We start from the raw sequence: 10,185 nt of genomic DNA, 5'->3' as shown, positions 1-10,185 counted from the left end.
TCTGCGGCTCGCGGTCTACCGGCTGCGTTTCTTCAAGAACGCGTGGAACGTGTTCGATTTCACCGTCATCGCCATCGCGCTCGCGCCTGCCACCGCCGCCTTCTCGGTGCTGCGGGCACTGAGGGTGCTGCGTCTCTTGCGCATGATCACGATCGTGCCCTCGCTCAAACGTGTCGTCGGCGCGCTGATCGGGGCTTTGCCCGGCATGGGCTCGATCGTGCTGCTTCTCTCGCTGCTGTTCTACGTCTTCTCGGTGATGGCGACAAAACTCTTCGCCGCGAGCTTCCCGGACTGGTTCGGCACCATCCCGCATTCGGCCTATACTTTGTTCCAGATCATGACGCTGGAGAGCTGGTCGATGGGGATCGTCCGCCCGGTCATGGAGGTCTATCCCTATGCCTGGGCCTTTTTCCTGCCCTTCATCCTCTCCACTACCTTCACCATGCTCAACCTCTTCATCGGCATCGTGGTGAATGCGATGCAGGTGGAGCACGAGGTGGCGCATGAGGAAGAGCGCAAGGCCGAGGAGGCCAAGCAGCAGGCCGCGCAGGATTCCCGCGAGGTCCTTACCGACGAGATCAAGGCGCTGCGCGCCGAGATTGCAGAACTGCGCGAAGCGATCGGCAGCCGTTCACCCGCGCAATAGGGCTTCCCCTCACAGCGCCTTCAGATGCCGGATCGGCCGCCCCGGTGCGATCATTTCCGCAGCCGCGACAATACCTTGCGCGTCGATGCCGTAATGGTGGTGGAGGTCGGCGATGGTGCCGGTCTGGCCGAAATGCTCCACGCCGAGCGAGCGCGTGCGGTGGCCGTGCACGGCGCCGAGCCAGCCGAGGGTCGCGGGATGACCGTCAAGCACGGTGACGATGCCGCAATGGGGCGGGAGATCTTCCAGAAGCCGCTCGATATGGCTGCGGGCATGCACGAGGCCGCGCTCGCGGGCGCGCTGCGCCGCCGTCCAGCCGGCATTGAGCCGGTCGGCGGAGGTCACGGCGAGCAGGCCGACATCGCGGCGATCCTCCGCCATCAGCCCCACAGCCTCGATCGCCTCCGGCGCGATCACCCCGGTATAGGCCACGATCACCTGCGCATTCGGGCCGGGTTCGCGCAGCCAGTAGGCGCCATCGACGATGCCCTGGGCGAGCTCCGGTGTCATCTTGCGGTTGGGCTGTTCGATCGCGCGCGTCGAGAGCCGCATGTAGATCGAGCCGCCGGTCTCGTCGCGCAGCCAGGTACGCTCGTCCGGTTCGCCGGAGCCGTCGCGCTGGACGTATTCGAAGGCGAAACGCATGATCTCGGCCAGCTCGTCCACATAGGCCGGCTCGAAGGAGGCGAGCCCGTCCTGCGACATGCCGATCAGCGGCGTGGCGATGGATTGGTGCGCCCCGCCCTCCGGTGCCAGCGTGATGCCTGATGGCGTCGCCGCCAGAATGAAGCGCGAATCCTGATAACATGCATAGTTCAGCGCATCGAGGCCGCGCGAGATGAACGGATCGTAGAGCGTTCCGATCGGGATCAGCCGCTCGCCGAACAGCGAATGCGACAATCCCAGCGCCGAGAGCTGGATGAACAGGTTCATCTCGGCAATACCGAGCTCGATATGCTGGCCTTCGGGCTTGAAATCCCAGTTGAAGGTGGAGGGGATGCGCTCCGCCTTGAAGGTATCGGCGAGGCTCTGGCGGGCGAACAGGCCCCGCCGGTTCACCCAGGGCCCGAGATTGGTCGAGACGGTCACGTCCGGCGAGGTGGTGACGATCCGCTCGGCGAGCGGCGTGTCGTTGCGACCGAGCTCGTTGAGGATCATGCCGAAGCCCTGCTGCGTCGAAAGGGTCGCCTGATGCGGGACCGGAAAATCCGCCGGCACGGGCAGCACCGGGGCGCTCAGGCGCCGCTCGCCGCCGGCGCGGAATGGCACCTTGTCGAGGAAGGCCTCGAGTTCGTCTTCCGGCAGCGAGAGCCCTTCGAAGCGATCCCATTCATGCCCCTCGCGCACGCCCGCCTGCTCACGATAGGTAGCGAATTGCGTGGGCGTGAGCAGGCCGGCATGGTTGTCCTTGTGGCCGGCCAGCGGCAGGCCGAAGCCCTTGATCGTGTAGGCAAGGAAGACGACAGGGCGATCGTGGTCGATCCCCTCGAAGGCCTCCAGCAATGTCGGCAGATCGTGGCCGGCGAGGTTGGTCATCAGCCGCCCGAGCTCGTCGTCGGAGCGCTTTTCGATCAGGGCCGTGAGCGGGCCCTGATCGCCCAGATCATCCATCAGCCGCTTGCGCCAGGCAGCACCACCCTGGAAGGTCAGCGCGGAATAGAGCTGGTTGGGGCAGGTGTCGATCCAGTCGCGCAGCTTGTCGCCGCCGGGCTCGGCGAAGGCTTCTTCGAGCAGCGAGCCGTATTTCAGCGTCACGACATCCCAGCCGAAGGCGCGAAACAGCGCCTCGAACCGGGCATAGAGCCCCTCGCGGATGACGGCGTCGAGGCTCTGGCGGTTGTAATCGACGATCCACCAGGTATTGCGAACACCCTGTTTCCAGCCCTCCAGCAGTGCCTCGAAGATGTTGCCCTCATCCATCTCGGCATCGCCGACGAGGGCGATCATGCGCCCTTCCCGGCGATCCTTCGCCCAGCCATGCGCCTTCACGTAATCCTGCACGATGCTGGCAAACAGTGTCTGTGCCACGCCGAGCCCGACGGAGCCGGTGGAGAAGTCGACGTCATCGGCGTCCTTGGTGCGCGAGGGATAGGATTGCGCCCCCTTGAAGCCGCGAAAATTCTCCAGATTCTCCCGGCTCTGCTTGCCGAACAGATACTGGATCGCGTGATAGACCGGGCTCGCATGCGGCTTCACCGCGACGCGATCCTCGGGCCGGAGCGCCGCCATGTAGAGCGCCGTCATGATGGTGGCGAGCGAGGCCGATGACGCCTGGTGCCCGCCCACCTTCAACCCGTCCGCACTCTCGCGCAGATGGTTGGCATTGTGGATCGTCCAGGTGGACAGCCACAGGATCTTCTTTTCCAGCTCGGCGAGAAACGGCAGACGCGGATCGCTCATGATCGGGGGGCTCCTGAAGGGCGTGCCACGGCTGATGCGACCGCAGCGACGATTTCCCCGGTGTTGTAGCGCGCGAAGTGACGAGAAGGGAAGGGTGCCGGAGGCACGGCGCAGTTGGCAATGCGCAATCTCGATCAGCTTTGCTCGGGAGCGTTTGCGCTGGTGCTGCCGGTGAGGATTGAACTCACGACCTCTCCCTTACCAAGGGAGTGCTCTACCACTGAGCTACGGCAGCAAAGGGGCGGGGCGCGTGACGCGTCTCGCTTGCGGCGGGTGGATATCGGATTGCGCGGGGGCTGGCAAGAGCGACAGGGCGGTTTCGGTGAAGAAAATGCTCCGCACCGGAATTTCGCGCATTCCGGGCCGTCACGCCCCTCATTCGGCGGCGTGGCGGATCTCGTGCAACGGCAGGCCGAGCGCCGCCCAGGTCTCAAGCAGCGAGTCGCGCAGATGGCCGATATGCGCCTCGCCGTGGAGCGGTGTCGGGGTGATGCGCAGACGCTCGGTGCCGCGCGGGACGGTGGGGTAGTTGATCGGCTGGATGTAGATGCCGTGCCGCTCCAGCAGACGATCCGAGGCCGCCTTGCAGGTCTCGGCGTCGCGCACCATCACCGGAACGATATGCGTCGGCGTCGGCAGCACCGGCAGGCCGGCCTCGCCGAGCACCTGCTTCACGCGCGCGGCCTGGCGCTGCTGGCCGTCACGCTCGACCTGCGAGGCCTTGAGATGGCGCACGGACGTGGCCGCCGCAGCGCAGATCGCCGGGGGGAGGGCTGTGGTGAAGATGAAGCCGGGCGCATGCGAGCGCACGGCGTCGATCACCGCCCGGCGTCCCGTGATATAGCCGCCGAGCACACCGAAAGCTTTGCCGAGCGTGCCCTCGATCACGTCGATCCGGTGCATCACCCCGTCGCGCTCGGCGATGCCGGCGCCGCGCGGGCCGTACATGCCCACTGCATGCACCTCGTCGATATAGGTCATGGCATTGTAACGATCGGCCAGATCGCAGATCTGTGCGATCGGCGCGATGTCGCCATCCATGGAATAGACGCTCTCGAAGACGATCAGCTTCGGCTTGTCGCCGGCGGCGATGAGCAGTTCCTCGAGATGGGCGAGATCGTTATGGCGGAAGATCTGCTTCTCGCAGCCGGCATTGCGCACACCCTCGATCATCGAATTGTGGTTGAGCGCATCCGAGAGAATCACGCAGCCAGGTATCAGCCGCGCGATGGTGGCGATGCCGGTCTGGTTCGAGACATAACCGGAGGTGAAGACGAGGGCGGCTTCCTTGCCGTGCAGATCCGCGAGCTCGGCCTCGAGCCCGACGATGGGATGGCTGGTCCCGGAAATGTTGCGGGTGCCGCCGGCGCCCGTGCCGCAATGCTGAGCCGTCTCGGCCATGGCCGCGATGACGTCGGGATTCTGCCCCATGCCGAGATAATCGTTGGAGCACCATACCGTGATCTCGCGCACGCCTTCCGGACTGTGCCAGCGCGCGCGCGGGAATTCACCCGCGATCCGCTCGAGATCGGCAAACACCCGATACCGGCGTTCCTGCTTGAGGCTCTCGAGGGCGTTTTCGAAATAACGGACGTAATCCATCGCTTCACCGGGGGATGAGCCGCGCTGCGCGCGACGCTGTATCGAACTTTCGCATCACGAGCGTTGTCGCACATTGCGATCCGTCAATGCGAATGATTCCAATATAGGGGATTGGCGCTTGAGAGAGCCCGTGTAAAGCCTTATTCCGGGTCGAAGCGACGAAGGGTCGCAAAACAGGCGGCTCCCGGGGGTAGCGGATGGCGGATCAGGGACGCGAGGCGCGGCTGAAGGCGGCGCTGCGGCAGAATCTGAAACGGCGCAAGCAGCAGGCGCGCAAACGCGCTGCTTCGGATCTGCAGGCTGGTTCGGGCAAGGCAGGCGGCGCGGCAGAGCAGCCGGACGCGCAGGCCGCGACGGGCAAGGAGCCGGACAAGAAGCCGGGTGAGGCGGGTGAGCCATCTTGATCTCGCCGCTTTTGCCGGTTCAAAACGACGACGCGGCGGGATGTCGCAGCAATGATTTCGGTGGGGGTTAGAGGGCATGGATCGCATCATCATCCGCGGCGGGGCGTCGCTCAACGGCGCGATACCGATTTCCGGCGCGAAGAATGCGGCTTTGCCGCTGATGACGGCGAGTCTGCTGACGGCCGAGACGCTCGAACTCGCGAATGTGCCGCGCCTTGCCGATGTGCAACTGCTTTTGCGGATTCTGGGCAATCACGGTGTCGATCACACCATCGTGGGCCGCCGCCCGGGCGAGAGCGCCGAAGCGGGCCAGACCCTGAGGCTCCAGGCCTCCACCATCATCGATACCACTGCGCCCTATGAACTCGTCTCGCGCATGCGGGCGAGTTTCTGGGTGATCGCGCCGCTGCTCGCTCGCTTCGGCGAGGCCCGTGTCTCCCTGCCCGGCGGCTGCGCCATCGGCACGCGCCCGGTCGACCTCCTGATTGATGCGCTCCAGGCGCTCGGCGCCGAGATCGAGATCGATGCGGGCTACGTGGTCGCCCGGGCGAAGGACGGCCTGCGCGGCGCGCGGATCACCTTCCCCAAAGTGACCGTGAGCGGCACCCATGTGGCGATGATGGCCGCCGCTTTGGCGCGCGGCGAGACCGTCATCGAGAATGCCGCGCGCGAGCCCGAGATCGTCGATGTCGCCGATTGCCTCAACGCCATGGGCGCGAAGATCACCGGCGCGGGCACGCCGCGCATCGCGATCTCCGGCGTCACGAGCCTGCACGGGGCGCGCCACGCCGTGCTGCCGGATCGTATCGAGACCGGCACCTACGCGATGGCCGTCGCCATGGCGGGCGGGGATGTGACCTTGGAGAACACGCGCGCGGATCTGCTGCAATCGGCGCTGGATGTGGTCGCGCGCGCCGGGGTCGAGATCAGCGAGACGCCGTCGGGGATCCGCGTGCGCCGCAATGGCGGCAAGCTGGCGCCGGTGGATGTGACGACCGCGCCGTTTCCCGGCTTTGCCACCGATTTGCAGGCGCAATTCATGGCGCTGATGACGCGGGCCGATGGCATTTCGCATATTCGCGAGACGATTTTCGAGAACCGGTTCATGCATGTGCAGGAGCTCGCCCGCCTCGGTGCCAGGATTCGCCTCGATGGTGATCTCGCCATCGTCGAGGGCGTGTCGGAACTGCGCGGGGCGCCGGTGATGGCGACGGATCTGCGCGCCTCGGTCTCCCTCGTCATCGCTGCGCTGGCTGCTGAAGGCGAGACCACGATCAACCGGGTTTACCATCTCGATCGCGGTTTCGAGGCGCTGGAGAGCAAGCTGACGCGCTGCGGGGCACAAGTGGAGCGCGTACGCGCATAGGACGTGGAGCGAGCGCGCGCGTGGCGTTGAACACGAGCCGGCAACGCTCGACAGAGAAAGCGTCTCGCCTTGCGCGCGGGCCTGTGCTAGTCGAGCCACTTGATCAGAATGCGCATCGGCGCGCCGAATATCGAACAGGTCAGGCAATGAACGAGTTTTTCCGCGAGGTCGACGAGGAATTCCGCCGCGACAGGGCCATGGCGTTCTGGAAGCGCTGGGGCGGTGTGTTCGTGGCGGTTGCGGTGCTGGTTGTGGCGGGCGTCGGCGGCTGGCGGTACTGGGAATATATCGAGACGCAGCGCGCCCACGAGGCTTCGGCGCAGCTCTTCGATGCCCAGCAGATGATCAATGCGGGCAACCGCGACAGTGGCATCGCCATGCTTGAGGAACTCGCCGATGGCGAGCGCGGCGGTTTCCCGCTGCTGGCGCGTTTCCGCATTGCAGCTGCGCTCGGCGAGCAAAGCGCGTCGCGCGGGGCGGAAGCCTTCGACGATCTCTCGTCGGATACGAGCGTGCCGATGAGCATGCGCGATCTCGCCACCCTGCGCGCAGCCATGTTGCGGCTCGATACCGATCCCGCAGCGGCTGCTGCCGCGCTGGAAGAGCTCGCCGTTCCGAATAATGCCTACCGCCACTCCGCGCGCGAGGCGCTCGGGCTCGCGGCGCTGCGCCGCGGCAATTACGACGAGGCCGGGCGCTGGTTCGACGAGCTGGCCGCTGATCCGGATACGCCTTCAGGTCTGCGCGGGCGGCTCGAGATCTATTCCGCACTCGTGGCCGCCGGGCCTGTCGAGACCATGTGAGCCGATAGCGGCAACCAACAGCGTATACGCGAAAGCGCAAGGCCATGCAGCCCACCGTCGCCATTGTCGGCCGCCCGAATGTGGGCAAGTCGACCCTGTTCAACCGCCTCGTCGGTCGGCGTCTCGCGCTTGTCGACGATCTGCCCGGCGTCACCCGTGACCGTCGTGAGGGCGAGGCGCGACTGGCGGATCTGCGCTTTTCGATCGTCGATACGGCAGGGCTGGAGGAGGCTGATTCCGGCAGCCTGCTGGGGCGCATGCGCGCCCAGACAGAGGCGGCGATCGAGGATGCCGATGCCGTGCTCTTCGTCATCGATGCCCGCACCGGCCTTCTGCCAACGGATGTACCCTTCGCCGAACTGGTGCGCAAATCCGGAAAGCCGGTGATCCTGCTCGCCAACAAGGCGGAGAGTCGGGCCGGAATCGCCAATGTCTACGACGCCTACGAACTCGGCCTCGGCGAGCCCATCGCCTTTTCCGGCGAGCATGGAACCGGTCTCGACGAGCTCTATGACCAGTTGCGCGAATTGCTGCCCGATGCGGTGGAGGACGAGGAGGCAGAGCGCGGCGATGACGATCCGGTGCGCATCGCCATTCTCGGGCGACCCAATGCCGGAAAATCCACGCTGATCAACCAGCTGATCGGATCGGACCGTCTGCTCACCGGGCCCGAGGCCGGGATCACCCGCGATGCGATCACCATCGACTGGACCTGGCGCGGGCGCCACGCCAAGCTGATCGACACGGCGGGTCTGCGCAAGCGTGCGCGGATCGATGACAAGCTGGAAAAGCTCGCCACATCCGACGGGTTGCGCGCCATGCGTTTCGCCGATGTCGTGGTGGTTCTTCTCGATGCCACGATTCCGTTCGAGAAACAGGATCTGACCATCGTCGATCTGATCGAGCGCGAGGGCAGGGCGGTGGTGATCGGGCTCAACAAATGGGATCTCGTTGCTGACCAGCAGGGGCTCCTGAAGGACCTGCGTGAGAAGGCGACGCGGCTTCTGCCGCAGGTCAAGGGCGCGCCGGTGGTGCCACTCTCCGGCCTCGCCGGCGAGGGGCTCGACCGGCTGATGCAGGCGGTGTTCAAGGCCCATGAGACCTGGAACACGCGTATTTCAACCGCGAAGCTCAATCAGTGGCTGGGCGAAGCAGTGGAGGCCAATCCGCCGCCGGCGGTCTCGGGCCGGCGGATCAAGATTCGCTACATGACCCAGATCAAGGCCCGCCCGCCGCATTTTGCCTTCTTCGGCAACCAGCTCCACGCCCTGCCCAAGAGCTACACCCGCTACCTCGTCAACGGCCTGCGCGAAACCTTCAATCTGCCCGGCACCCCGATCCGGGTTTCCCTGCGTACGGGCAAGAACCCGTACGACAAGGGCCGCGGGTGATTGATTGCCCTGCATGAAGGCCGCGCCCGGCCTCCCTCCCCAGCGGGGAGGGATTGAGGGTGGGGACGAGCGTCGATGAAGATCACCGACGTTGCGGATTGCACAAACCGAATTCACCCCACCCTTGATTCCTCCCCTGAGGGAAGGGAAACGCGCCCGAATGCCCTCAAACGACCCCGAACGTCTCCATCCAGCCGAAATCGTCTTCGGTGCGGCCCGTCGGTTTGTATTCGAGCCCGACGGGGCCGTGATAGGGGGAGGCGGCGATGGTTGTGCGACCTGCCTGGGTCCAACGGGCCTCCATCGTCAAAATGGTAGCCTGCAATAATGCAATTTTTTATTGCCTTTCTGGGCGAATCACGTTTTGATCTGTTTAAGTTCAATGTTAGTTTCTCATCTCGCGCGTACGCCTCCTGCGCTTCTGCGCCGCTAGCAAGGTCTCGGAGGTAGCGTGCTTCCTCGAAATTTTGACGATATAACTCTCGAAGATATACAGGCGCTCATAAATAGCGGCGTTTCAGAAGGGCCACGTTTGGAGTTCAAGCGCGACCTGTATGGCAATAAAGATGCTGATCGGAAAGAGTTCGCCGCCGATGTATCGGGGTTTGCCAATGCCGGCGGTGGTGATCTGATCATCGGGATTTCAGACGAGGGGGATAGTGACGCTGGTGCGCAAATATGCGGAGTTGAGACCGCAGATGCCGATGCATTGGTGCGGCAGACCGTAGAATTTTTGAGTAATGCCTTCCAGCCGCAAATAATTGGAATTCGAGTACGTTGGATTCCGACGGAAGAGCGGCGGGGCGTACTTCTGATTCGCGTTCCGCGTAGCTGGCAAAGCCCGCACCGAGCCACTGCTCGCGGCGGCAGCCATTTCTATGTTCGAACGGAGAACGGGAAGCACCAGATGTCTGTGGATGAACTGCGTCATGCGTTTCTGCGTGGGGACGAGATCGCACAGCGAATGCGGAAATTTCGCCAAGACCGGCTCGCCCTTCTTGATGCTGACGAAGGCCCGTTACCAATGGAGGATCAGCAGTCGCACCTGGTGCTGCACTTCCTGCCATATGCGTCATTTGCAGAAAATTTCACCATTGATCTTGAGCAGCAGCAATATAATACCGTAAAGCCGCTCGGCGCGATGGGGTGGAATTCAATATATTCCTTGGATGGTCTGGTAAAATATTCTGGTCCCGAATATCCAACTAAACCAGTTCGTGCATTCACGACATTATTTCGGTCTGGCGTTGTCGAGTTTGTTGAGCGCATCGCAGCGCGCGAAGAAGGCGAATATCGCCTTATCGATGTTCGGGAAATAGAAGGTTCACTCCTTTCATCCTTCGAAAACGTGCAACAGTACAGCGAGCAGTTGGATTTGCCCAAGCCAGTTTACGTGGCTTTGTCCATTTCGCGCGCACGTGGGTTGAAGCCGGATCCAGGAGCGAGGCAGAGTATTACATTCCCGTACCGTCGCGATCGGATCGTTTTGCCTGAGATTTCGTTGGGGCATAAGGGCGAGATCTCTCCCGTCGATGCCATACGGAGCGTTTGTAACGTGCTGTGGAACGCGTTT

General features: G+C 63.9%; 9 protein-coding genes and 1 tRNA gene. 6 read left to right on the top strand and 4 right to left on the bottom strand.

What is annotated here, in order from left to right:
- A partial coding sequence (locus VKP01_RS03175) for an ion transporter (protein ID WP_324410199.1) occupies positions 1-646 on the top strand: 646 nt, incomplete at its 5' end.
- A gap of 9 nt (positions 647-655) precedes the next feature.
- Here VKP01_RS03175 and VKP01_RS03170 read toward each other — a convergent pair.
- From VKP01_RS03170 to hemA, 3 genes are all read right to left on the bottom strand, one after another.
- Positions 656-3,046, bottom strand: coding sequence for a transketolase (locus VKP01_RS03170; RefSeq protein WP_324410198.1), 2,391 nt, complete (start codon positions 3,044-3,046; stop codon positions 656-658).
- Positions 3,047-3,206: 160 nt separating this feature from the next.
- A tRNA-Thr gene (locus tag VKP01_RS03165) sits at positions 3,207-3,281 on the bottom strand.
- A 140-nt stretch (positions 3,282-3,421) separates the two neighbouring features.
- Entirely contained in the window at positions 3,422-4,648 is a 1,227-nt protein-coding gene (gene hemA / locus VKP01_RS03160; RefSeq protein ID WP_324410196.1) for a 5-aminolevulinate synthase, read from the bottom strand.
- A gap of 197 nt (positions 4,649-4,845) precedes the next feature.
- Here hemA and VKP01_RS03155 point away from each other — a divergent pair, with 197 nt between their 5' ends.
- From VKP01_RS03155 to der, 4 genes are all read left to right on the top strand, one after another.
- Entirely contained in the window at positions 4,846-5,052 is a 207-nt protein-coding gene (locus tag VKP01_RS03155; RefSeq protein WP_324410194.1) for a hypothetical protein, read from the top strand.
- Positions 5,053-5,128: 76 nt separating this feature from the next.
- The gene (gene murA / locus VKP01_RS03150; protein ID WP_324410192.1) at positions 5,129-6,418 is read left to right on the top strand and encodes a UDP-N-acetylglucosamine 1-carboxyvinyltransferase; all 1,290 of its coding nucleotides are present in this window, start codon (positions 5,129-5,131) and stop codon (positions 6,416-6,418) included.
- A gap of 146 nt (positions 6,419-6,564) precedes the next feature.
- Positions 6,565-7,221: a tetratricopeptide repeat protein gene (locus tag VKP01_RS03145; protein WP_324410190.1), complete on the top strand. Its 657-nt coding sequence runs from the start codon at positions 6,565-6,567 to the stop codon at positions 7,219-7,221.
- A 44-nt stretch (positions 7,222-7,265) separates the two neighbouring features.
- Positions 7,266-8,612: a ribosome biogenesis GTPase Der gene (gene der / locus VKP01_RS03140; RefSeq protein WP_324410188.1), complete on the top strand. Its 1,347-nt coding sequence runs from the start codon at positions 7,266-7,268 to the stop codon at positions 8,610-8,612.
- A 166-nt stretch (positions 8,613-8,778) separates the two neighbouring features.
- On the opposite strand, the gene VKP01_RS03135 is transcribed toward der, so the two are convergent.
- Entirely contained in the window at positions 8,779-8,916 is a 138-nt protein-coding gene (locus VKP01_RS03135; RefSeq protein WP_324410187.1) for a hypothetical protein, read from the bottom strand.
- A gap of 147 nt (positions 8,917-9,063) precedes the next feature.
- Between VKP01_RS03135 and VKP01_RS03130 the strand changes: the two genes are divergently transcribed.
- On the top strand, positions 9,064-10,185 hold a 1,122-nt coding region (locus tag VKP01_RS03130; RefSeq protein ID WP_324410185.1), incomplete at its 3' end, for an ATP-binding protein.

This window comes from Saliniramus sp. (assembly GCF_035311605.1).
GTDB lineage: Bacteria > Pseudomonadota > Alphaproteobacteria > Rhizobiales > Beijerinckiaceae > Saliniramus.
Note: the sequence above shows the minus strand (reverse complement) of the source record. Positions and strands in the feature narration are given on the sequence as shown.